Annotated in this window: 19 protein-coding genes; 1 reads left to right on the top strand and 18 read right to left on the bottom strand. The window is 64.0% G+C overall.

Annotation, left to right across the window (positions count from 1 at the left end):
* Nucleotides 1-161: 161 nt before the first annotated feature.
* The 18 genes from DYZ14_RS09225 to DYZ14_RS09140 all read right to left on the bottom strand — a co-directional run bounded on the left by DYZ14_RS09225 (nt 162) and on the right by DYZ14_RS09140 (nt 21,771).
* Nucleotides 162-2,186: a sensor histidine kinase gene (locus DYZ14_RS09225; RefSeq protein WP_154720389.1), complete on the bottom strand. Its 2,025-nt coding sequence runs from the start codon at nt 2,184-2,186 to the stop codon at nt 162-164.
* A complete protein-coding gene (locus DYZ14_RS09220; RefSeq protein WP_154720388.1) occupies nt 2,179-3,570 on the bottom strand; it encodes a sigma-54-dependent transcriptional regulator in 1,392 nt (463 codons plus the stop codon). Before DYZ14_RS09220 ends, DYZ14_RS09225 begins: the two co-directional genes overlap by 8 nt.
* 86 nt (nt 3,571-3,656) lie before the next feature.
* Nucleotides 3,657-3,887 carry a formate dehydrogenase subunit delta gene (locus DYZ14_RS09215; RefSeq protein WP_154720387.1) on the bottom strand — a complete coding sequence of 77 codons (231 nt, stop codon included), beginning with the start codon at nt 3,885-3,887 and terminating at the stop codon, nt 3,657-3,659.
* Nucleotides 3,877-4,695 carry a formate dehydrogenase accessory sulfurtransferase FdhD gene (gene fdhD / locus DYZ14_RS09210; protein ID WP_154720386.1) on the bottom strand — a complete coding sequence of 273 codons (819 nt, stop codon included), beginning with the start codon at nt 4,693-4,695 and terminating at the stop codon, nt 3,877-3,879. The genes DYZ14_RS09215 and fdhD overlap by 11 nt, the downstream gene beginning before the upstream one ends.
* Nucleotides 4,696-4,842: 147 nt before the next feature.
* Complete coding sequence (gene fdhF, locus DYZ14_RS09205) at nt 4,843-7,722, bottom strand: formate dehydrogenase subunit alpha (RefSeq protein WP_154720385.1); 2,880 nt, start codon at nt 7,720-7,722, stop codon at nt 4,843-4,845.
* 222 nt (nt 7,723-7,944) lie between these two features.
* Nucleotides 7,945-9,501 (bottom strand): formate dehydrogenase beta subunit, encoded by a 1,557-nt coding sequence (locus DYZ14_RS09200; RefSeq protein ID WP_154720384.1) that lies wholly within the window; start codon nt 9,499-9,501, stop codon nt 7,945-7,947.
* On the bottom strand, nt 9,498-9,977 hold the full coding sequence (locus tag DYZ14_RS09195) for a formate dehydrogenase subunit gamma (RefSeq protein WP_154720383.1): 480 nt from the start codon (nt 9,975-9,977) through the stop codon (nt 9,498-9,500). The genes DYZ14_RS09200 and DYZ14_RS09195 overlap by 4 nt, the downstream gene beginning before the upstream one ends.
* Before the next feature lie 189 nt (nt 9,978-10,166).
* Complete coding sequence (locus tag DYZ14_RS09190; protein ID WP_154720382.1) at nt 10,167-11,063, bottom strand: LysR family transcriptional regulator; 897 nt, start codon at nt 11,061-11,063, stop codon at nt 10,167-10,169.
* A gap of 97 nt (nt 11,064-11,160) precedes the next feature.
* Nucleotides 11,161-11,535 (bottom strand): ArsR/SmtB family transcription factor, encoded by a 375-nt coding sequence (locus DYZ14_RS09185; RefSeq protein ID WP_154720381.1) that lies wholly within the window; start codon nt 11,533-11,535, stop codon nt 11,161-11,163.
* A gap of 159 nt (nt 11,536-11,694) precedes the next feature.
* Nucleotides 11,695-12,630 carry an L-lactate dehydrogenase gene (locus DYZ14_RS09180; RefSeq protein WP_154720380.1) on the bottom strand — a complete coding sequence of 312 codons (936 nt, stop codon included), beginning with the start codon at nt 12,628-12,630 and terminating at the stop codon, nt 11,695-11,697.
* 204 nt (nt 12,631-12,834) lie between these two features.
* The gene (locus DYZ14_RS09175; RefSeq protein ID WP_154720379.1) at nt 12,835-13,242 is read right to left on the bottom strand and encodes a F0F1 ATP synthase subunit epsilon; all 408 of its coding nucleotides are present in this window, start codon (nt 13,240-13,242) and stop codon (nt 12,835-12,837) included.
* A 64-nt stretch (nt 13,243-13,306) separates the two neighbouring features.
* Nucleotides 13,307-14,770 (bottom strand): F0F1 ATP synthase subunit beta, encoded by a 1,464-nt coding sequence (gene atpD, locus DYZ14_RS09170; protein WP_154720378.1) that lies wholly within the window; start codon nt 14,768-14,770, stop codon nt 13,307-13,309.
* Nucleotides 14,771-14,794: 24 nt separating this feature from the next.
* A complete protein-coding gene (locus tag DYZ14_RS09165; protein WP_115670351.1) occupies nt 14,795-15,673 on the bottom strand; it encodes a F0F1 ATP synthase subunit gamma in 879 nt (292 codons plus the stop codon).
* Nucleotides 15,674-15,702: 29 nt separating this feature from the next.
* A complete protein-coding gene (gene atpA / locus DYZ14_RS09160; protein WP_115670352.1) occupies nt 15,703-17,232 on the bottom strand; it encodes a F0F1 ATP synthase subunit alpha in 1,530 nt (509 codons plus the stop codon).
* Nucleotides 17,232-17,798, bottom strand: a complete 567-nt coding sequence (locus tag DYZ14_RS09155; protein WP_154720377.1) for a F0F1 ATP synthase subunit delta — start codon at nt 17,796-17,798, stop codon at nt 17,232-17,234. The genes atpA and DYZ14_RS09155 overlap by 1 nt, the downstream gene beginning before the upstream one ends.
* A 261-nt stretch (nt 17,799-18,059) precedes the next feature.
* A complete protein-coding gene (locus DYZ14_RS09150) occupies nt 18,060-18,443 on the bottom strand; it encodes an AGROH133_08824 family phage infection protein (protein ID WP_154720376.1) in 384 nt (127 codons plus the stop codon).
* 123 nt (nt 18,444-18,566) lie between these two features.
* Entirely contained in the window at nt 18,567-20,771 is a 2,205-nt protein-coding gene (locus DYZ14_RS09145; protein WP_154720375.1) for a primosomal protein N', read from the bottom strand.
* A gap of 94 nt (nt 20,772-20,865) precedes the next feature.
* Nucleotides 20,866-21,771: a GNAT family N-acetyltransferase gene (locus tag DYZ14_RS09140; RefSeq protein WP_154720374.1), complete on the bottom strand. Its 906-nt coding sequence runs from the start codon at nt 21,769-21,771 to the stop codon at nt 20,866-20,868.
* Between the two features lie 139 nt (nt 21,772-21,910).
* Here DYZ14_RS09140 and DYZ14_RS09135 point away from each other — a divergent pair, with 139 nt between their 5' ends.
* A complete protein-coding gene (locus DYZ14_RS09135) occupies nt 21,911-22,846 on the top strand; it encodes a tyrosine recombinase XerC (RefSeq protein ID WP_195949878.1) in 936 nt (311 codons plus the stop codon).
* The last annotated feature ends 11 nt before the right edge of the window (nt 22,847-22,857 follow it).

Genomic DNA, 22,857 nt, shown 5'->3' with positions numbered 1-22,857 from the left:
GTCCGGATCCTGTCTCCAGGTCAAGCGTTGGGAACACGGATCCCTTTGCAACCACCATGCCAACTCAAATTTACCATTTTTCAATAACTTAGTCGCGACGGCCGCACCAACATGGACAGAATGTCCGATCGCCACGGACATTCTGTCCATCCAGGCGTCAATCAGTCGGCTTCGGGAAGCCAGATGGAGAAGGTCGTCCCCTTGCCCGGTTCGCTCTCGACGGTGAGCGATCCGCCCTGCCGCCTCACAAGCGTCTGGCTGATCGACAGGCCGAGGCCGGTACCCTGGCGGCGTTTGGTGGTGAAGAATGGATCAAAAATCCGGGAAAGCACGTCTGGCGTCATTCCGATGCCGGTATCCACCACATCGACGCGAATGCCGTCGCGGCCGTCACGTGTCTCGTCGCGGCTGATGAGGCGCAGCCTGCCGCCATCCGGCATGGCATGGATGGCATTGACGATCAGGTTGATGAGCACCTGCTGCAACTCGGTCCGGTTCATCAGAACCTGCCGGTTCGCGCCATCGTCCCTCTCAATGTCGATAGCGGCCTTGCCCAGCAGATGCTGCACCAAAGGCAGGCAGTCCGAGATCACGTCTGCCACGCGATGGCGCTCGACATAGCCGGCATATTCCTCCGGCTTGGCGAATTGCAGCAGCTTGGTGACGATCTGGCTGACGCGATGGATCTGCTCGTCGATCAGCCTAAGCTCGGTGGAAAGATCGCTCGCCCTGTCGCCAAGCACGCTGCGCACCACGTCGAGATTGCCCTGCATGACGGCGATCGGATTGTTGATTTCATGGGCGACACCGGCCGTGATCTCGCCGATCGCCGCCAGCTTTTCCGACATGACGAGCTGCTTGGTCGTCGCCTCGAGCTGCCGGTTCGCCAGTTCGAGTTCGCGCGTGCGCTCGGCCACGCGGTCGTTGAGTTCGTCGTTCCAGCGCCTCAGATCCCGGTCGCGCTGCTGCAACTGGTCGAGCAGGCTGTCGAGATGCACGGCCACCCGTCCGATCTCGTCGCTGCCGTCGGTGAGACCGGAGCGCGCTCCGAGATCGCCCTCTTCCACCCGTGCAATTGTGCCTGTCATCCGTTCCAGCGGTTTGAAGATCGCCCGCGCCCAGCGCAGGAAGATCGGCACGCTGGCGGCCGTCACGAGAAGGAAGGCGACGACGATGCCGATGATCGTCTCGGTCTTGGCACGGGCAAACGGCGCTTCGAGAAAACCGACATAGAGCATGCCGACCCGTCTTCCGAAACTGTCGCTGATCGGCTCATAGGCGGAGACGTACCAGTCATTGACGACGAAGGCGCTGTCGAGCCAGACGAGCCCCTCGCCCAGCACCGTCTGGCGAACGGCGGCCGAGACGCGGGTGCCGAGCGCCCGCTTGCCCTCGAACAGCCGGACATTGGTGCTGATCCGGACATCTTCGAGGAAGAGCGTCGCAGTGCCCTGGCTGCCCTCCGGCAGGCTCGCGGCGCGATAGACGAGATCATTGATGGTGTCGATGAAGACGAGATTCTGGTTGAGCAGGATGCCGCCGACAAGAGCGGCCTCTTCCCCGTCCGGCAGCAAGGCAGGACTGGCCGAATGCACGACCATGCCACGCGTTTCGCTGGCTCGGTCGGTCGCAACCGCGTTCGGCGTCGGCACGAGTTCGAGTTGCGCCCGTGCGGCGAGTTCCGGCGAAATGGCCGCCAGTTCCTGCTTTGAGAAGATGTCGATCGCGGTCTTCGCCTCTCCCGCCAATGCGGCCTCGAGAACCGGCCAATCCGTTCGCAGCCCATCTTGCCCCAAAGGTCCGACAGGCTTGGTCACCGACCCCTGCCTTTGCACCAGGAAGAGAAAGTCGAGCCCGAGGCGCTCCCGATTTTCGTCCAGATAGGCCGCAAGTCCGGTCCCGCCATCACGCATCGCCGCATCCCGAAAGGCGATCGAACCTGTCAGCGCCGACAGATGTTCACCGGTATTCTCAAGGATCCGTGCCAGATATTGATGCGCGATGGTGAGGTCGGCATTGACCTTGGAGGCCAGCAAGGCATCGAACTTTGCCTCCCATCGCGCCATGGTGCCGACCAGCAGAAGCGGCAGGATGACGAGCGTCGGCAGAAGCGCGATGGCAAGGAGGCGGTAGCGGATCGACCGACCGCGGCGCAGCACCGGCTCCGGGGCGCCCACCTCAGGCATTCCACGACACGAGCTTGCGGTCGATGGTCTTGCGCGAGATCCCGAGCCGTCGCGCGGTCTCCTCGCGATCACCGCCGGCCTCCTCCAGCACGGCCAGGATATGGCGACGCTCGACCTCCTCCAGTGTTCCCGCCGGCGCGGCCACCGCGCCCGGCCGCTGGCCGCGGAAATCGTCCGGGAAGCCGCCGAGGATGAGCGAGCGCTCGATCAGGTTGCGCAGCTCGCGCACATTGCCCGGCCACGCATAGGCGGACAGGGCGGCCTTCGTTGCCTTGTCGATCGGCACGGGCGGCATGCCGAGCTGTTGCGACAGCTTGTGCATGAACAGGCTGGCAAGCTCGAGAACGTCGTCGCCCCGGTCGCGCAGCGGCGGCAGCTTAAGCTGCATGACGTTGATGCGGTAGTAGAGATCCGGACGGAAGCCGCCTTGTTGCACGAGCTTTTCCAGATTGGCATTGGTGGCGAAGACGAAGCGCAGGTCGACCGGCACCTCGCGTTCCGCCCCGACGGGACGCACGCGGCGATCTTCGATGACGCGCAGGAGCTTGCTCTGCGTGGCGAACGGCATCTCGCCGATTTCGTCGAGGAATAGCGTGCCGCCCTGGGCATGCAGGAAGAGGCCTTCACGCCCGGCTTCAGCCCCGGTGAAGGCGCCGCGGACATGGCCGAACAGTTCGGATTCGATCACATCCGGCGGGATCGCCGCGCAATTGACCGGCACAAAGGGTTTGGCCGCACGGTCGGAAAGTGCATGCAGCGAGCGCGCCGCGACCTCCTTGCCCGTGCCGGATTCGCCGGTCAGGAGCACGGTCGTCGGCAGCGGCGCGACGCGGGCCAGCGTTTCCCGCACCTGCTGGATCGCCGCCGAACCGCCGATCAGCTTGTCGCGCAGCAGGATATGGTCGGCCGTGGCGCGAAGCTCGTAGCGCAGCACGAAGTTTTCCCGCTGCAAGCGCATGCGGTCGAGGCAGCGCGCCACGGCGTTGAGGATCTGGTTGGAGCGGAACGGCTTCAGCACGAAATCGACAGCGCCGGCCCGCAGAGCCCGGATCGCCGTTTCGAGATCGGCATAGGCGGTCATCAGGATGGCGTCGGCGAAGAAGCCGATCGCCCGCTGTTCGATCAGCCAGTCGACGCCGTTCTTGCCCGGCATGATATTGTCGAGAATGACGACGTCGAAATGATGCTGGTCGAGCTTGCGCGACGCCTCTTCGGCATCGGCGGCTTCCTCGATGCGCTTGCAGCGCGGGCTGAGCGTGCGCACGAGAAAATTGCGCATGCCGGGCTCGTCGTCGACCACGAGGATCGTCGCCTGCGCCAGCCAGGGGCCGAACTCGGGATCCCGCTCGCCCGCCTGGACCTTTCGTGCCGTTTCAGCCCTCACCGTGTCGCCCGCCTCCCTCGTTCAACGTCGGTTCTGCATATCAGAGGCGGTGCGAAACGCCAAAGCGAACCGGTCGCCTCTGGCGTTCAGGCCGCGATCGGACGCTTGATGACCTTGGAGGCCTCCATCACCAGCGGCAGAAGGCCTTCGCCCCCCTTGTCGATATGGTCGAACAGCTCGCGACGCATGCGCGGTTCCCAAAACTTGTTGATATGGTTCGCCACACCTTCGATGCGCACCGCTTCCGGCTGAGACAGGAAGAAGGTGGCGATCTGGTTCGCCATGCGAACGAGCTTCTCGGTGGTGTCATGCGACATGGGCGGTCACTCCGGAAATGATGCGATCGGGCCTGGTGAAGATTTCGAACTCGTCGCCCCTGGCAATGCCGACGAGCGTCATGCCCGCTTCATCGGCCGTGAGAATGGCAAGGGCCGTCGGCGCCGATACCGCGATGAGTATGGGACATTTCAGCGCCGCCGTCTTCTGCACCATTTCAACCGACAGGCGGCTGGTGACGACGACCGCGCCCTGGCGCCCGGAATAGCCGGCGCGGATGACCGCGCCCGACAGCTTGTCCAGCGCATTGTGTCGGCCGACATCCTCGCGCAGCATGACCAGACCCTGGCCCGGCACGAAGAATCCGGCGCCATGCACGGCGCGGGTCTCGCGGTTGAGGTACTGCCCGTCCCCGAGCAGCTTCACCGCCTCGGCAATCTGCGCCGGCGTCAGGCAGAAATCGGCGGCCTCGACCGATGGCACTTGCCGCATGGCCTGCTCGATCGATTCGATGCCGCACAGGCCGCAGCCGACCGGGCCAGCCATGTGGCGGCGACGCGATGTCAGCGCCTCCGCGGTCGCGTCCGCCAGAATGATCTGCAGATCGATGCCGCCGCCAGCCATCACCGCCTCGATCGAGACGATGTCGGACGGTTCAGAAATAATTCCCTCCGCCAGCGAGAAGCCGAGGGCGAAGTCCTCGAGATCGGCGGGCGTCGCCATCATCACCGCATGGGTCGAGCCGCCATAGGAAAAGGCGATCGGCACTTCTTCCGGAACGACGCGGCTGCCCGTCGCCAGGGTGCCGTGGCGATACTGCAGTTCGGCAATGGAGGTGGAAGTCTTCATGACGGGTAGGCCCCCTCATCCGCCTGTCGGCACCCTTTCCCCGCAAGCGGGGAGAAGGAGACATGCCGCAACATCTCCGCGCCCTCTCCCCGCTTGCGGGGAGAGGGCCGGGGTGAGGGGCAAATTACCGCAGCCTTGGGCCATTCCCTACTCCGCCGCTTCCAGCTTGCCGGCGATGCGGCGCGACTGGCGCGACAGGTCCTCATAGTCCTGCTGCCATTCGGACGGGCCGTTCGACGGCGCCACCTGCACGGCGGTCACCTTGTATTCGGGGCAATTGGTCGCCCAGTCGGAGAAGTCCGTGGTGATGACGTTGGCCTGCGTCTCGGGGTGGTGGAAGGTCGTGTAGACGACGCCCGGCGAGACCCGTTCCGTGATCTCCGCCCGAAGCGTCGTTTCGCCTGCCCGGCTGGCGAGACGCACCCAGTCGCCGTCCTTGATGCCGCGCTGTTCGGCATCGTGCGGATGGATCTCGAGACGATCCTCCGCATGCCAAGCGACATTCTCCGTGCGGCGCGTCTGGGCGCCGACATTGTACTGCGACAGGATGCGGCCGGTGGTCAGGAGCAACGGGAAGCGTGGGCCGGTGCGCTCGTCGGTCGCCACATATTCCGTGCGGATGAACTTGCCCTTGCCACGCACGAAGCCGTTGACGTGCATGATCGGCGAGCCTTCCGGGAACTTCTCGTTGCACGGCCACTGCACCGAACCCATCTTTTCCAGGAGGTCGTAGGACACCCCGGCGAAGCTCGGCGTGGTGGCGGCGATCTCGTCCATGATCTCGGACGGATGGCTGTAGTTCCACGGCAGGCCCATGGCCTGGGCGAGCATCTGCGTGACTTCCCAGTCGGCATAGCCGTTTTTCGGGCTCATCACTTTGCGCACGCGGTTGATGCGGCGCTCGGCATTGGTGAACGTGCCGTCCTTTTCCAGGAAGGTCGAGCCCGGCAGGAAGACGTGTGCGTAGTTGGCCGTCTCGTTGAGGAAGAGGTCGTGCACGACGACGCATTCCATCGCGGCAAGGCCGGCCGAGACATGCTTGGTGTCGGGGTCGGACTGCAGAATGTCCTCGCCCTGGATGTAGATGCCCTTGAACGAGCCGTCGACGGCGGCATCGAGCATGTTCGGGATACGCAGACCCGGCTCGTTGTCGAGCTTGACGCCCCAGAGCTTCTCGAACGTGTCGCGCGTCGCATCGTCGGAGACGTGGCGATAGCCCGGCAGTTCGTGCGGGAAGGAGCCCATGTCGCACGAACCCTGCACGTTGTTCTGGCCGCGCAGCGGGTTCACGCCGACGCCCGGACGGCCGATATTGCCGGTCGCCATGGCCAGGTTGGCGATCGCCATGACGGTCGTCGAGCCCTGGCTATGCTCGGTAACGCCGAGGCCGTAATAGATCGCCCCATTGCCGCCCTTGGCATAGAGCCGGGCCGCACCGCGCACGAGATCGGCCGCAACGCCGGTGAACTTTTCCGTTTCTTCCGGGCTGTGCTGCGGCTCGGAAACGAAGGCGGCCCAGTCCTCGAATTCAGACCAGTCGCAGCGTTCGCGGATGAAGGCCTCGTTGAACAGGCCTTCGGTGACGATGACATGCGCCAGCGCGGTGATGACGGCGACATTGGTGCCGGGCTTGAGCGGCAGGTGATAGTCCGCCTTGGCGTGAACCGAGGTAACCGTCTCGGTCTCGCGCGGGTCGAGCACGATCAGCTTGGCGCCCTGGCGGATGCGCTTCTTCATGCGCGAGGCAAAGACCGGATGCGCCGCCGACGGATTGGCGCCGATGACCATGATGACGTCGGAATGTTCGACCGAATCGAAGTCCTGCGTACCGGCCGAGGTGCCGAAGGCCTGGCCGAGACCGTAGCCGGTCGGCGAATGGCAGACGCGGGCGCAGGTGTCGACATTGTTGTTGCCGAAGCCGGCGCGGATCAACTTCTGCACCAGGAAGGTTTCCTCGTTGGTACAGCGAGACGAGGTGATGCCGCCGATCGAGTCCTTGCCGTATTGGTATTGGAGCCGGCGGAATTCGGACGCCACATGGGCCAGCGCCTCTTCCCAGGTCACTTCACGCCAGGGATCGGTGATCTTCTCGCGCACCATCGGATTGAGAATGCGGTCCTGATGCGTGGCATAGCCATAGGCGAACCGCCCCTTGACGCAGGAATGGCCGCGATTGGCCTTGCCGTCCTTGAAAGGAACCATGCGCACCAGTTCCTCGCCGCGCATTTCCGCCTTGAACGAGCAGCCGACGCCGCAATAGGCGCAGGTCGTGACGGCCGAATGCTCCGGCTGGCCGATGGCGATCACCGACTTTTCGGTCAGCGTCGCGGTCGGGCAGGCCTGCACGCAGGCACCGCAGGAGACGCATTCGGAGGAGAGGAAATCCTCGTGCATGCCGGGAGACACCCGGCTGTCGAAGCCGCGGCCCTCGATCGTCAGCGCAAATGTGCCCTGCACTTCCTCGCAGGCGCGAACGCAGCGCGAGCAGACGATGCATTTCGACGGGTCGTAGGTGAAATAGGGATTGGACTCGTCCTTCGGCATCCACTTGGCATTGATGTCGCCGTCATTCCGAGCCTTGACGTGGTTCTCACCCTCATAGCCGTAGCGCACGTCGCGCAAGCCCACGGCGCCCGCCATGTCCTGCAACTCGCAGTCGCCATTGGCGGCACAGGTCAGACAGTCGAGCGGATGGTCGGAGATATAGAGCTCCATCACGCCCTTGCGGATCTGCTTCAGACGTTCCGTCTGGGTGTGGACCACCATGCCCGGCGCGCAAGGCGTGGTGCAGGAGGCCGGCGTGCCGTTGCGGCCGTCGACCTCGACGAGACAGAGGCGGCAGGAACCGAAGGCATCCACCATGTCGGTGGCGCAGAGCTTGGGTACCTGGATGCCGGCTTCCACCGAGGCGCGCATCACGGAAGTGCCGGCCGGAACGGTGATCTGGCGGCCGTCGATGGTGAGCGTTACCGTCTCGGTGGATCGGGAAGCGGGCGTACCGTAATCGATTTCAGAAACGAGGGGCATGACGTGCCTCCTGGGCAGATGACAAAGAACGGATGACGTGTGCGGCAGAACGGCGGAGGCTCCTCTTCTCCCCGGCGGGGAGAAGGTGGCGCATAGCGCCGGATGAGGGGGTAGGCGTCAGCGCGAGCGGCCCCCTCATCGCCTCACTGCGTTCGGCACTTCTCCCCGATGGGGAGAAGACGAAGCCGGACGTCGGCGCTGTCGAACGCAATAGCGAGTTGCTCATTCCGCCGCCTCCACCATGGGTGCCGGGGCGAAATCCTCGGGGAAGTGATGGAGCGCGCTCATCACCGGATAGGGCGTGAAGCCGCCGAGCGCACAGAGCGAGCCGAACTTCATGGTGTTGCAGAGGTCGGTGAGCAGCGCCCGGTTCTTCTCCGGCTCAATGCCGCGGGCGATCCGATCGACCGTCTCGACGCCGCGCGTCGAGCCGATACGACAGGGCGTGCACTTGCCGCAACTCTCGATCGCGCAGAATTCCATGGCAAAGCGTGCCTGCTTCAGCATGTCGGCGGTGTCGTCGAAGACGACGATGCCGGCATGGCCGATCAGCCCGTCCTTCGCGGCGAAGGCCTCGTAGTCGAACACGGTGTCGAACAGGGAGGGCGGGAAGTAGGCCCCGAGCGGGCCGCCGACCTGCACGGCCTTGACGGGCCGACCACTCGCCGTGCCGCCGCCGATGTCATAGATGATCTCGCCCAGCGTCAGGCCGAAGGCGGTCTCGTAGAGGCCGCCATGCTTGATATTGCCGGCGAGCTGGATCGGGATCGTGCCGTGCGAACGGCCGACGCCGTAATCGCGATAGAAGGCCGCGCCGCGGTCGAGGATGACCGGCACGGAGGCGAGCGAGATCACGTTGTTGACGACGGTCGGTCGGCCGAACAGGCCCTGCAGCGCCGGAAGCGGCGGCTTGGCCCGGACGATGCCGCGCTTGCCTTCGAGCGAGTTGAGCAGCGAGGTCTCCTCGCCGCAGACATAGGCGCCGGCGCCCATGCGCACCTCGATGTCGAAGGCATGGGCCGAGCCGAGGACCGACGGCCCGAGAATGCCGGCGCCTCGGGCGACCTCGATCGCCGCACGCATGGTCTTGATGGCATGCGGATACTCTGAACGAGTGTAGACATAGCCCTTGGTGGCGCCGGTGGCGATGCCGGCGATGATCATGCCTTCGATCAGAACGAAGGGATCCCCCTCCATGATCATCCGGTCGGAGAAGGTGCCGCTGTCGCCTTCGTCGGCATTGCAGACGATATATTTCTGTGCGCCCGGCGCGTCCGCGACCGTCTTCCATTTGACGCCGGTCGGAAAGCCCGCGCCGCCGCGACCACGCAGGCCGCTGTCGGTCACGGTCTTGACGATATCGGCCGGATCCATGGCCACGGCCTTTTCAAGGCCTTTGAGCCCCTCATAGTGGCGATAGTCGGCGAGCGACAGGGGATCGGTCACGCCACAGCGCGAGAAGGTCAGCCTGGTCTGCCGAGCGAGATAGGGAATTTCCTTGGTGAGCCCATGACAGAGCGGATGTGCGCCGCCGGCCAGGAAGTCGGCCTCGAACAAGCCGGGCACATCGGCGACCGTGACCGGACCATAGGCGATACGGCCGCGACCAGTGCGCACCTCGATCAGGGGCTCGAGCCAGAGCAGTCCGCGCGATCCGTTGCGAACAATGGCAAGCTCGATGCCGCGCAAAGCAGCCTCGCGCTCGATCGCTTCGGCGACCTTGTCGGCACCGACGGCAATCGCGGCGGCATCGCGGGGGATGAAGATCGTCGCGCTCATCGGCGGGCCTCCGCGACCAGCGCCTCGAGACAGTCGGCATCGAGCCTTCCGTGCAGGTCATCGTCGAGCATGGCGGCCGGTGCGCAGGCGCAGAGACCGAGACAGTAGACCGGCTCCAGCGTCACGGCGCCATCCGGCGTCGTCTGATGAAAATCGATGCCGAGCAATTGGCGCACCCGATCGGCCAGAGCGTCGCCGCCCAGCGACTGGCAGGCCTCGGCGCGACAGAGCTTCAGCACATGGCGCCCGGCGGGATGGACGCGGAAATCGTGGTAAAAGCTGACGACACCATGCACCTCGGCGCGCGACAGGTTGAGTGCCTCGGCGAGCACCGGCTTGACCTCGTCCGGCACATAGCCGAAGGCCTCCTGCACCGCATGCAGGATCGGCAGCAAGGGACCATCGAGCGCCTTGAACTCGGCGACGATCGCATTTGTGCGAGAAACAAAATCATCCGCAGACGATCGAATATTCATGATCAGCCCTCCCAAACCGACACGAACTGGCCAAGAGGCTGACACGTGGAAAGCGAATGTCCAGTCGGTTTCTTAATTCAATGCGCCGACGCAGTCCGCTTTCCCGTCGAACTCTTTGACATGGTGACAGAATGACCGCGCTCCCCGGGGGCGGTCAATAAAGCAGTCCCGTTCGACGATAGAAGAAATCTATTGAAACGCCTGGAGATCGGCGAGCCGGCGGGCCTCGTGCAGAAGTGCGGAGACGAGCGGCGTAAACGGCTCCCGGTATTGCGCGACAAGCCCGACGGAATGCTCCGCTTCCGGCTCGCTGATCGGGATCAGTCGTATTTCCGCGGAGAAGCCGAAGGATTCAGCCACGTTACGCGGCATGATCGAGGCCCAGCGGCCGGTGCGGATGTGGGAGAACAGCACGATCATCGAATTGGATTCGAGCGTCGGCTTCACGGAAACGCCGGCATCGGCCATGTGCTGATTGATGATGCGGCGATTCTGCATGTCCGCGGTCAATAGACAAAGCCGAAGATCGGCAACCTCCCGCCACGTCACCTGGTCACGATCGCTGAGCGGCGTCCCTGCAGCGGCAATCAGGTGATAGCGCTCGGCGTAGAGCGGCACCGAGGTGACGCGGCCAAGCGGTTCATTGTCGAGATAGGTGATCCCGGCATCGATCTCGAGATTTTCCAGAAGGCTCAGAACCTGCAGCGAGGTGCGGGAACTGACGGAGAAGGTGACGTCGGGATGCTTCTCCTGGAACGGTCCGGTGATCCGCGGAACCATGGAGAGGGCCGTGGGTATGACCGCGAGGCGGATATGGCCGGCGAGGCCGCGTCGCGCCGCCCGCATTTCCTCGCGCATGGTGCGCGTGTCGCCGACGATCCGGCGCGCCCATTCCAGCACCCGCTGCCCTTCCGGCGTCAGGCCCTGGTAACGCGAGCCGCGATTGACCAGCATCACGCCGAGCTGGTCCTCCAATTGCCGTATCGCCGCGGACAGCGTCGGCTGAGTGATGCCGCACTCCTCCGCCGCGCGGCCGAAATGCTGGGCACGGGCGAGCGCGATGAAGAATTCAAGCTTGTCGATCATGGGCGCTCCTCGTGCCCGAGACTAGGCCGAAAGCCACGCAAGCGCAAACCGGCGCAACGGCTGCCGCCCAGGGAAGGTTCAGAAAGACACCGGCAGCTCAATCGTCCGCGGAGGCATCCCTGAGAACGAGCGGTGCCGCCTTGGGCCCGCAGAACATGTCGTAGAGAACCGACACCAGACCGGTCAGTGAAGGGTCGGAAATTCTATAGTAGATCAGGCGACCCTCGCGTCGCGTCTCGACGATCTGCTCGAGCCGGAGCCGCGCCAACTGCTGCGAGACGACGGCCTGCTGCAGGCCGAGGATCGCCTCGATCTCACCGACGGTCTTTTCCCCCTGGCTGAGGATGCACAGAATGAGCAGGCGGGTTTCATGCGACAGGGCCTTGAGAAGCGTACTGGCGTCACGGGCTTTCGCCATGAAGCCTTCCAGTTGCTCCCTTTCCATTCCGGCCTTGATCTGCGGCATATCCATAAAACCATCCAGAAATCGCGCCACCGCATCGAAACATATATTTCTATTGCAGTGCAATTGCGGCATAAGTGCCAATAGCGCGACCGCTGCCGCCGTCAAAGCGAAATCTTCATCGTCGGCGGGGCGCACACGCTGCCGGCGGCATTGACGGCCTCGGCGCTAGCCCAGCTTCACGGTCTCGACGCGCTCCTTGAGCAGGGAGGCACTGCGACCCAGAGCGGCATGCTCTTCCGCATCGAGGTCGGGGAAGAGATCGGCCACCACTCCGGCAGCCCCGATGATCCGCGGAACCGACAACGCCACGTCCTCGATATCGGCCACACGCGGGGTGACGATCGAGACCGACAGCACGTCCCTCTGGTCCTGCGCGATCGCCTTGACGATCCGCGCGAGCCCGGCGCCGATGCCGTAATAGGTCGATCCCTTGCCGTTGATGATCTTGTAGGCGGCATTGCGCACGCCATCGTCGATCGCGCGCCGCTCATCCTCTGTCAGCGGCTTGCCGACCTGCTCGGCGAAGGAACGAAGGGCGATCGATCCGGCCCGCGCATTCGACCAGGCCAGCACCTCGCTGTCGCCATGCTCGCCGAGAACATAGGCGTGCACAGACTGCGGCGCGATGCCGAGATGGCGGCCGACCAGGCTGCGGAACCGCGCCGTATCGAGGATCGTCCCGGAGCCGATCACCCGCTGCGGCGGAAGGCCGGACAGCCGCGTGGCGATCTGCGTCATGATGTCGACCGGATTGGAGGCGATCAGCAGGATCGCATCGGGAGATGCGCGCAGAACTTCGGCCACGACCTCGCGAAACACGGCCGCATTGCGCTCCAGAAGTTCGAGCCGGCTTTCGCCGGGCTTCTGGCTGACGCCGGCCGCAATGATCACCACCCGCGTCCCGGCCAGCGCTTCATAGTCGCCGGCAGTGACCGTCGTCGCCGACACGAAGGGCACGGCATGGGAAATGTCTTCAGCCTGGGCAATGGCAAGCGCCGCATTCCTGTCGACGAACACGATGTCGCTGGCAATTCCCATCATGGCCAGTGCATAGCCGGCCGAGCTGCCAACCATGCCCGCTCCAACGATCCCGACCTTCATGCGCTCACCTCCGTTTGCGTTGCAGCATATCAGAGAGCACGAAGCTTTCAATTGTTTGGCAGGGCTTCAAGCAGCCTTTGACCGCGCGGCAAAGGCGCATGGATTAGGGTCATGTGGCGGAGACACTGCAGGGAGGACCGCCGCCAGGTACAAAAAAGCGGCCTCGAAGGCCGCTCTTAGTCCGTCGGATTTCTTGCGACCGGCTCAGGCCGGGATCAGAACGCCGTTCAGATGCGTCAATTCGGCGAGATACTGCTCGAGGCGGGTCTTGTGCTCGTGACCTTCGACGGCATTCAATTCGGCACGGGCCGCCTCGATGCGCTTGGTCAGCGTGTCGCGATTGAGTTCGCTGAGCGCCACGGCCGATTCGGCAAGCAGTGTGCAGCCGGTCGGAACGATATCGGCAAAGCCGCCGAACACGACATACTTGGTCACCTGGCCGGAGGCCAGCTTCACCGAAACCACGCCCGGCTTGATGGTCGTCATCGTCGGCGCGTGATGGGCCATGACGGTCATTTCGCCTTCGGTTGCCGGGATGACAACTTCGCTCACCTTTTCGGAAAGCAGCAGGCGCTCGGGCGAAACGAGTTCAAAATTGAAATTGTCGGCCATGGTTGTTCACTTCTTCGATAGAGGCGGGAACGGCGCGCGCTTCTAGCGCGCGCCAGGTCCGTCATCAGGCAGCTTCGGCAGCCAGCTTCTTGGCCTTCTCGACGGCTTCTTCCATCGAACCGACCATGTAGAAGGCGGCTTCCGGCAGATGGTCGTACTCGCCGTTGACCAGGCCCTTGAAGCCCTTGATCGTGTCTTCGAGCGCAACCAGCTTGCCCGGCGAACCGGTGAAGACTTCGGCGACGAAGAACGGCTGCGACAGGAAGCGCTCGATCTTGCGGGCGCGGGCAACCGCGATGCGGTCGTCTTCCGACAGTTCGTCCATGCCGAGAATGGCGATGATGTCCTGCAGGGCCTTGTAGCGCTGCAGGGTCGACTGGACCTTACGAGCCACTTCGTAGTGCTCTTCGCCGACGACCAGCGGGTCGAGCATGCGCGAGGTGGAGTCGAGCGGGTCGACGGCCGGGTAGATGCCCTTTTCGGCGATCGAACGCGACAGAACGGTCGTTGCGTCCAGGTGGGCGAACGAGGTTGCCGGCGCCGGGTCGGTCAAGTCGTCGGCGGGGACGTAAATGGCCTGAACCGAGGTGATCGAACCCTTGGTCGTGGTGGTGATGCGTTCCTGCATCTGACCCATGTCGGTGGCGAGTGTCGGCTGATAACCAACGGCCGACGGGATACGACCGAGAAGTGCGGACACTTCGGAACCTGCCTGGGTGAAGCGGAAGATGTTGTCGACGAAGAACAGAACGTCCTGGCCCTTGTCGCGGAAGTCTTCGGCGATGGTCAGACCCGTCAGAGCGACGCGAGCGCGGGCGCCCGGCGGTTCGTTCATCTGGCCGTAAACCAGGGCAGCCTTGGAGCCTTCGCCGCCACCGTGCTTGTTGACGCCCGACTCGATCATTTCGTGATAGAGGTCGTTGCCTTCGCGGGTACGTTCGCCAACGCCGGCAAATACCGAGTAACCGCCGTGCGCCTTGGCGACGTTGTTGATCAGTTCCATGATGAGAACCGTCTTGCCGACGCCGGCGCCGCCGAACAGGCCGATCTTGCCGCCCTTGGCGTAAGGCGCGAGAAGGTCGACGACCTTGATGCCGGTGACGAGGATCTGCGCTTCGGTCGACTGCTCGACATAGGTCGGCGCTTCCTGGTGGATGGCGCGCTTGCCGGAAGTGACCAGCGGACCGGCTTCGTCAACGGGCTCGCCGATGACGTTCATGATGCGGCCGAGCGTTTCCGGGCCGACCGGAACGGTGATCGGTGCGCCGGTATCGGTGACCGCCTGGCCACGAACCAGACCTTCGGTCGAGTCCATGGCGATCGTACGAACCTGGCTCTCGCCGAGGTGCTGGGCAACTTCGAGAACGAGGCGGTTGCCGCCGTTCATCGTTTCCAGCGCGTTCAGGATCGCAGGCAGCTCGCCGTCGAACGCAACGTCGACAACAGCACCGATGACCTGAGTAACCCGGCCTGCCGAGCCGGTTGCGACCTTCGCCGCGGTAGATTTCGGGGTAGCTGCCTTAGCCATGTTTCTTACCCTCTTTCCTTAACCTCAGAGCGCTTCCGCGCCCGAAATGATTTCAATGAGTTCCTTGGTGATCTGAGCCTGGCGCTGACGGTTGTACGAAAGCGTAAGCTTGTTGATCATCTCGCCAGCATTACGCGTCGCATTGTCCATCGCGCTCATCTTGGCGCCCATTTCACCGGCGACGTTTTCAAGCAGGGCCCGGAAGATCTGCACCGAGATGTTGCGCGGAATGAGATCCTCGAGGATCGCACCGGCATCGGGCTCATATTCGTAGACGGCCGACGCGCCGGTTGTCGCAACCGCTTCCGGAGCCGCAGCCGGGATCAGCTGCTGCGCGGTCGGCACCTGGCTGATGACGGACTTGAATTCCGAATAGAACAGGGTCGCAACGTCGAACTCGCCCTTGTCGAACATCGAGATGACCTTGCGGCCAATCGTGTCGGCATTTTCGAAAGCGACGCGCTTGACTTCGCGAAGGTCGGTGCGCTCGACGATGTTGGCGGCGAACTCGCGACGCAGGCTGTCATAGCCCTTCTTGCCGACGCAGAAGATCTTGACGGTCTTGCCGGCGGCCAGAAGCTTGCGCGCATGGTCACGGGCGAAGCGGGCGATCTGCGAATTGAAACCACCGCAAAGGCCGCGCTCGGCAGTGCAGACGATGAGCAGGTGCACATCGTCCTTGCCGGTCCCGGTCATCAGCCGGGGTGCGCTGTCGTCGCTGCCGACCGCCTGGGCGATATTGGCAAGGACGGCACCCATGCGCTGCGAATAGGGACGAGCGGCCTCGGCCGCCTCCTGCGCACGACGCAGCTTCGCCGCGGCGACCATTTTCATCGCCTTGGTGATTTTCTGCGTCGCCTTGACGGAGGCGATCCGGTTTTTCAGATCCTTAAGTGAAGGCATCCGTTATCCGTCCTTGGCTTGAGGCCCGATTACGCGAAAGACTTGGCGAACTGATCCAGAGCAGCCTTGAGCTTGCCCTTGGTGTCGTCGCTGATGGCTTTCTCCGTGCGGATGGCGTCGAGAATGGCCTTGCCTTCCGAGCGAAGGTAGGAAAGCAGACCCTGCTCGAACTTGCCGATCTGGTTGACGGCGACCTTGTCGAGGTAACCGTTGACGCCGGCGAAGATCACGGCAACCTGTTCTTCCGTCTTCAGCGGCGAGAACTGCGGCTGCTTCAGGAGTTCGGTCAGGCGTGCACCGCGGTTCAGCAGGCGCTGCGTCGACGCATCCAGGTCGGAACCGAACTGGGCGAAGGCGGCCATTTCGCGATACTGGGCAAGCTCGCCCTTGATCGAGCCGGCAACCTGCTTCATCGCCTTGATCTGTGCGGCCGAACCGACGCGCGAAACCGAGAGACCGACGTTAACGGCCGGACGGATGCCCTGGTAGAACAGGTCGGTTTCGAGGAAGATCTGGCCGTCGGTGATCGAGATCACGTTGGTCGGAATGAAGGCCGAAACGTCGTTACCCTGGGTTTCGATGACCGGCAGTGCGGTCAGCGAACCGGCGCCACGTTCGTCGGAGAGCTTTGCAGCGCGCTCGAGCAGACGCGAATGCAGGTAGAAGACGTCGCCCGGATAAGCTTCGCGGCCCGGCGGGCGGCGCAGCAGCAGCGACATCTGGCGGTAAGCGACGGCCTGCTTGGAAAGGTCGTCGTAGCCGATCAGCGCGTGCTGGCCGTTGTCACGAAAGTATTCGCCCATGGCGCAGCCAGCGAACGGCGCGATGTACTGCATCGGAGCCGGATCGGAAGCCGTTGCGGCAACGATGATCGAGTACTTGAGCGCGCCGCGCTCCTCGAGAACCTTGACGAACTGGGCAACCGTCGAACGCTTCTGGCCGATTGCGACGTAGACGCAATAGAGCTTTTCCGAGTCCGGGCCATTGTCGTGAATGGCCTTCTGGTTGAGGATCGTGTCGAGAATGATGGCGGTCTTGCCGGTCTGGCGGTCACCGATGACCAGCTCGCGCTGGCCGCGGCCGACCGGGATCAGAGCGTCGATGGCCTTGAGGCCAGTCGACATCGGCTCATGAACCGACTTGCGCGGGATGATGCCCGGAGCCTTGACGTCGACGCGCGAGCGCTTCGCAGCGTTGATCGGGCCCTTGCCGTCGATCGGATTGCCGAGCGCGTCGACGACGCGGCCGAGCAGTTCGGGACCGACCGGAACGTCGACGATGGCGCCGGTCCGCTTGACGGTGTCGCCTTCCTTGATGTCACGGTCCGAACCGAAGATAACGACGCCGACATTGTCGGCTTCGAGGTTCAGCGCCATGCCACGGATACCACCGGGGAACTCGACCATTTCGCCGGCCTGGACATTGTCGAGGCCGTAGACGCGGGCAATACCGTCACCGACGGAGAGCACCTGGCCAACTTCGGAGACTTCCGCCTCTTTGCCGAAGTTTTTGATTTGATCTTTCAGAATTGCGGAAATTTCCGCGGCGCGGATATCCATCAGCCAACCTCTTTCAGTGCAAGCTTAAGGGTGGAAAGTTTGGTGCGAAGAGACGTGTCGATCTGGCGCGAGCCGACCTTGACGATCAGGCCACCGAGAATGGACGGGTCGATCGAAACCGCGATCGTGACGTCCTTGCCGGTGACGCTCTTCAGCGCCGCCTTCAGTTCGTTTTCCTGTTCGGTAGTAAGTGCGTGCGCCGACGTCACCTCAGCCGAGACCTCGCCGCGATGGCGGGCGGCGATCTGACGGAACGAGGCGATCATGCCGGAAATGACAAACAGACGGCGATTGCCGGCGACGACCTTGAGGAAGTTCGCCACGAGAGCGCCGAGACCGGCCTTCTCGCTCAGGGCAACAACCGCCTTGGTCTGATCCTCGGCCGAGAAAACCGGCGAGAGCACCAACCGCTTCAGGTCGTCGCTCGAATCGATCATCGCCTGGAAACGATTGAGATCGGCGCCGACAGCGTCGAGCGAGCCAGCCTCGAGGGCAAGCTCGAAAAGCGATGACGCATAGCGCTCCGCCACGCCTGAAATGACTTGGGATGTGTCTGCCACGGGCAAAATATTCCCTGCTTTTGACCCAGGATGCCCGCCACCCCTGAATGGGACAAACATCATCCTGAAATCGTTAGGTTTTTCTTGAAGAACACAAACGTCGCCCGCTTGTGTTTTTCGAATTTCGCGGTCCGTCTAGCATAGGAACTGTGGACTCGCAACACGCGTAATAACGGAATAAGCCTTAAGGACAAGGCCTTGGCGCCAAAATTCTCCGAATCCGCGCCAAATTGGTGTGAGCATGCGGCGAAGGCATGGACTTTCTCTTCAGAGGAGTCCGAAGACGTAGGAAAGCGGCATTGCTGCAAGGGCGACATCTACAACCAAGAGTAGCATGTTGCGAGGCGTGTTTCCCCGATCGGACATGATCGACAGGATCCGCCCGAACGCCGCCAGAGCCATCGCGGCCCCGAAGGCGAGATAGAGCGTCGGCTGGGCCAGCATGAGGGCCGTTCCGGAAAATCCCACGACCAGTCCGCCTGCGGATCGCACCGCGCCAAATCCCTCCGGGCGCAGGTTCCGAGGTTCGAGGGCAAAGAATTTGAGGGTCAGACCCGGCGCGAACATCGCCAATGCACCGATCAGGGCGGCGACTGCCGCCGCGCCGAAGGCGAGTTGCTCGCCGAATTCCGTCGGAAAATAGAATTCCATCCTTGTTCCTCGTCTCAAAGCAAATCGAACGCGGCGCTTATCGCACAAAGCGGCGCTTGGAGATATTGCGAACCGGCATTTTCCGTCGCTTTCCGATGCGGTCGCAGCACCCCAGGGCCCGGCTTAAAGGAAGCTCTGCGGATCGACGTCGACCTGTACCTGGATCGAGCGGCGTTCCTTGGGGCCATTGGCAAGCATCGCCCGGACAAAACCCTGCATGTCGCTGTTGCGCCGGCCATGCACCAGAAGCCGGAAGCGGTGACGACCCCGGATCAGGGCGAGCGGCGCTTCCGCCGGGCCGAGAATGGCAATGTCGCGCTCGACCGGCGCCGTCTGGCGCAGCTGCCGCGCATGGGTTTCCGCCTCCGCGCGGCTGTCGGCGGAAACGATGATCGAGACCAGCCGGCCGAAGGGCGGCAGGGCTGCCCGCTCGCGTTCGGCGATCTCGCGTTCGTAGAAGGCCGAGGCATCGCCGGAGACCAGCGCCTGCATGACCGGGTGCATCGGCTGGAAGGTCTGCAACAGGCCATGGCTCTTGCGGCCGGTGCGGCCGGCGCGGCCGGTCACCTGCGACAGAAGCTGGAAGGTGCGTTCGGCCGCGCGCGGGTCGCCATTGGCAAGGCCGATATCGGCGTCGACGATGCCGACCAGCGTCATCAGCGGGAAATTGTGGCCCTTGGCGACGAGCTGTGTGCCGATGACGATATCCGCCTCGCCATTGGCGATCGCTTCGAGCTCCAGCCTGAGCCGTTTGACACCCCCGAGGTCGGAGGAGAGCACCAGCGTGCGCGCATCGGGAAAGTGCTTTTCCACCTCCTCGGCAATACGCTCGACGCCGGGCCCGCAGGCGACGAGATGATCGAGCGTGCCGCATTCCGGGCAGGCCTGCGGCGTCGGTTCGGAATAGCCGCATTGGTGGCACTGGATCTGGCCGCGGAAACGGTGCTCCACCAGCCAGCTCGAACATTGCGGGCACTGGAACCGATGGCCGCAGACGCGGCAAAGGGTGAGCGGCGCATAGCCACGCCGGTTGAGGAACAGCAGCGCCTGCTCCTTGCGTTCGATTGTCCTGCCGACAGCCCTGAGCAACAGCGGCGAAAGGAAGCCGCCCCGCTCCGGCGGATGGCGGCGCATGTCGATCAGATGCAGATCCGGCAGCGCTGCATCGGCAAAGCGCGTCGGCAGATGGATGCGCCTATAGCGCCCCGCCTGGCAGTTCACCTGGCTCTCGACGGAAGGGGTCGCCGAAACCAGCACGACCGGGAAGCCGGCGATCCGCGCCCGCACCACCGCCATGTCGCGCGCATTGTAGAAGACACGATCCTCCTGCTTGAAGGCCGGATCGTGCTCTTCGTCGACGATGATCAGCCCCAGATCCTCGAACGGCAGGAACAGCGCCGAGCGCGCGCCGGCAACGACGCGGATCTCGCCGGTCGCGGCCTGTCGCCACACCTTTTCGCGGGTGCGGGTCGCCAGATCCGAATGCCATTCGCCGGGCTTGGCGCCGAAGCGGTCCTGAAAACGCTCGAGGAAATTGGCGGTGAGCGCGATTTCCGGCAGCAGGATCAGCACCTGCCGTCCCTGTCGCAGCGTTTCGGCGATCGCCTCGAAATAGACCTCCGTCTTGCCCGAGCCAGTGACGCCGTCGATCAGCGCCACCGAAAACCCGCCCTTGGCGATCCCGTCGAGAATCTCGTCCGCGGCTTCCTTCTGGGGCCCGGCGAGACGATGCTGGGCGAAATCCGGATCCGGCTTGGCGACCAGCGGCGGCGGCGGCAGGAAGACGGTTTCGAACACACCCTGGGCGGCGAGACCGTCGATCACGCTGGTCGACACACCGCTTGCATGGGCTAGACCGCTCTTGGTCCAGGAAAGCCCGTCGCCCGCGAGATCGAGCACCTTGCGCCGCGCCGGGGTCATCCTTTCCGGCTCCATGCCGGAGAAGCGAAAACCCTCGACCATCGGCTCCGGATCGAAGGCCGCCGGCGCGCGCAGCGCCATGCGTGCCACATAGCCCGGCGGCGAGAGCGTGTAGGCGGCAACCCAGTCGAGGAAGGTGCGCATGGGCTTGTCGAGCGGCGGACAGTCGAACACCTTGGTGATCGATCGGAGCTTCTTCGGATCGACACCACCGGCCTCCGGGCCATCCCACACGACGCCGACGACCTGGCGCGGCCCGAGCGGCACCTGCACAATCGACCCCGCCTCGGCCGCCATACCGTCGGGCACCGCATAGCTATAGGCAACCGGCGCCGGCATCGGCACCAGCACGGGTACGACGCGGGAAGATGGCAGCGGGCCGAACAGTCCGGGCGAATCGTCTTTCATGGGACGTCATGTTTGCCCCTGCACGCCCAGAAAGAAAACCGAAAAGGCTGGGAGCGAGACAGCGGAAGGGAGCGAACGCCGGGGAGCCGAAGCCTCAGCCGCCGAAGCGGAACTGCGCGCTGCCGTCGGCGGCGAGTGCGTGGACGGTATGCCGTTCCAACGCGGCCGTCACCTCGACGGGATCGCCGCTGAGCTGTTCCGGCTCGATCAGGTTGCCGACGGTGAAGTCGAAGCGGTCGCCCTTCTTGTTGAGCAGTTCGTGGAAGACCGTCATGTCGCGCAGTTCGGTCGACCACTTGGCGAGCCAGTAGAACAGTCCGGAATTACGGGCCGACATGTTGACCGGCAGGATCGGCAGATTGTACTTGCGGGCGAGCCCCACGGCCGATGTCTTCCACGGCCGCTCGTTCAGCCGTCCGTTCGCCCAATAAGCGATGCGCCCGGAGGGAAAGAGCACGGTGGCCTTCTGCTCCTGAATAGCGCGATTGGTCAGCTGCAGCGTCTCGCGCGCCTTGAGCTTGGTCTTGTGCTCCTCGCGCCATTCCACCGGGATGATGATCTCGGCAAAGCGCGGATTGACCCGGATCGCATCGCGGTTGGCGAAGAACATCATGTCGGGCCGCGTGTTCTTCAACAGGTCGAACACGGCCACGCCGTCGGCAATGCCGGTCGGGTGGTTGCTGACCATGATGAAGCCGCCCTGGTCGGGGATCCGTTCGCCATAGCGGACATTGATGTCGAGCTGGAGGATGCCGCTCAGATAGTCGAAGGCCTGGAAGCCCGGCATGTTGGCGATGTCGTTGGCGAATTCGAGCGCCTTGGCATAGCGCAGAAGTGTGTAGAGAAACGGTCGCATGACCGGCCAGAGCGGGTTGTGAACGATCTTCTCGCCGCGCTCGGCGATCAGCGTATCGACGATATGACCCGGCTTCCCCTGGGAGACCAGCGCGACCGCCTCGGCGAACTGCCCGAAGGTCGTCATCGAATCACGGCGCGTCATCTGGAACTCCGACTATTTCGATCAATTTCTATTGCAGTCCAATGTGATCGAAGCATGACAGACAGAACCGGCGTTAGCCATTCCCTAACGCTGGGGGTGCATGTTGGCGGAGCATTCGAGATAAGTAAAGGAAGCAGGCGTGGACGAACTGTTGATCCTCGCGGCCGACGATCTGATGGCCGAACGCGGTGCCTGGCTGGCAAGCCTGGGCGGGGAGCGGCGCCTCTCGGGCAATACGTTGGAGGCCTATGAGCGCGACACCCGCCAGTTCCTGCGCTTCCTCACCACCCATGTCGGCGGGCCGGCGACAATCAAGGACGTCTCCGCCCTGCGCCCGGCGGACCTGCGCGCCTTCCTCGCCTTCCGCCGCAAGCAGGGTGCCGGCGCCCGCTCGCTCGGCCGGCATCTGGCCGGCCTGCGCTCGTTCCTGAGGCACCTCGAGCGCAAGGGCTTGGTCAATGCTGCCGGCGCCGGCGCGATACGATCGCCGAAACAGCCAAAGTCCCTGCCCAAGCCCCTGAGCGGCAACCAGGCGCTGACCGTGGTCAGCCAGGAGGCGCAGATGAATGGGGAGCCTTGGATCGCCGCGCGCGACGCCGCCGTGCTGACCCTTCTCTACGGCTGCGGGCTTCGCATCTCCGAAGCCCTCGATCTCACCCCTTCGGCTTTCGCCGGCAATCCGACCTCGCTTCGCATCACCGGCAAGGGTGCGAAGACCCGGCTGGTCCCGTTGCTGCCGGTCGTCGGCGAGGCCGTCGCGACCTATGTCAAACTCTGCCCTTACCATCTGGAGGCGGGCGAACCGCTGTTTCGCGGGGCGCGCGGCGGAAAGCTCCAGCCGGCGATCATCCAGCGAGAGATGCAGCGCCTGCGCTCGGCCCTCGGCCTGCCGGATTCGGCTACGCCGCATGCGCTGCGCCACTCCTTTGCCACCCATCTTCTCGGCAGCGGCGGCGACCTGCGCACCATCCAGGAACTGCTCGGCCATGCCAGCCTGTCGACCACCCAGGTCTATACCGGCGTGGACGCCGCACGGCTCCTCGACGTCTACGAGCGCGCCCATCCCCGCGCCTGACACCGGGGCCG

It is taken from the genome of Ciceribacter sp. T2.26MG-112.2, assembly GCF_900492205.1.
Classification (GTDB): Bacteria; Pseudomonadota; Alphaproteobacteria; order Rhizobiales; family Rhizobiaceae; genus Allorhizobium; species Allorhizobium naphthalenivorans_A.
The sequence above is the reverse complement of the archived record's forward strand: the minus strand, read 5'-3'. Positions and strand labels throughout refer to the sequence as shown.

What these genes read in the sequence shown, in the direction of transcription:
- DYZ14_RS09225 (WP_154720389.1), bottom strand. Translation starts at nt 2,186, where the DNA reads ATGCCTGAGGTGGGCGCCCCGGAGCCGGTGCTGCGCCGCGGTCGGTCG.
- DYZ14_RS09215 (WP_154720387.1), bottom strand. Translation starts at nt 3,887, where the DNA reads ATGTCGCATGACACCACCGAGAAGCTCGTTCGCATGGCGAACCAGATC.
- fdhD (WP_154720386.1), bottom strand. Translation starts at nt 4,695, where the DNA reads ATGAAGACTTCCACCTCCATTGCCGAACTGCAGTATCGCCACGGCACC.
- fdhF (WP_154720385.1), bottom strand. Translation starts at nt 7,722, where the DNA reads ATGCCCCTCGTTTCTGAAATCGATTACGGTACGCCCGCTTCCCGATCC.
- DYZ14_RS09200 (WP_154720384.1), bottom strand. Translation starts at nt 9,501, where the DNA reads ATGAGCGCGACGATCTTCATCCCCCGCGATGCCGCCGCGATTGCCGTC.
- DYZ14_RS09195 (WP_154720383.1), bottom strand. Translation starts at nt 9,977, where the DNA reads ATGAATATTCGATCGTCTGCGGATGATTTTGTTTCTCGCACAAATGCG.
- DYZ14_RS09190 (WP_154720382.1), bottom strand. Translation starts at nt 11,063, where the DNA reads ATGATCGACAAGCTTGAATTCTTCATCGCGCTCGCCCGTGCCCAGCAT.
- DYZ14_RS09185 (WP_154720381.1), bottom strand. Translation starts at nt 11,535, where the DNA reads ATGGATATGCCGCAGATCAAGGCCGGAATGGAAAGGGAGCAACTGGAA.
- DYZ14_RS09180 (WP_154720380.1), bottom strand. Translation starts at nt 12,630, where the DNA reads ATGAAGGTCGGGATCGTTGGAGCGGGCATGGTTGGCAGCTCGGCCGGC.
- DYZ14_RS09175 (WP_154720379.1), bottom strand. Translation starts at nt 13,242, where the DNA reads ATGGCCGACAATTTCAATTTTGAACTCGTTTCGCCCGAGCGCCTGCTG.
- atpD (WP_154720378.1), bottom strand. Translation starts at nt 14,770, where the DNA reads ATGGCTAAGGCAGCTACCCCGAAATCTACCGCGGCGAAGGTCGCAACC.
- DYZ14_RS09165 (WP_115670351.1), bottom strand. Translation starts at nt 15,673, where the DNA reads ATGCCTTCACTTAAGGATCTGAAAAACCGGATCGCCTCCGTCAAGGCG.
- atpA (WP_115670352.1), bottom strand. Translation starts at nt 17,232, where the DNA reads ATGGATATCCGCGCCGCGGAAATTTCCGCAATTCTGAAAGATCAAATC.
- DYZ14_RS09150 (WP_154720376.1), bottom strand. Translation starts at nt 18,443, where the DNA reads ATGGAATTCTATTTTCCGACGGAATTCGGCGAGCAACTCGCCTTCGGC.
- DYZ14_RS09145 (WP_154720375.1), bottom strand. Translation starts at nt 20,771, where the DNA reads ATGAAAGACGATTCGCCCGGACTGTTCGGCCCGCTGCCATCTTCCCGC.
- DYZ14_RS09140 (WP_154720374.1), bottom strand. Translation starts at nt 21,771, where the DNA reads ATGACGCGCCGTGATTCGATGACGACCTTCGGGCAGTTCGCCGAGGCG.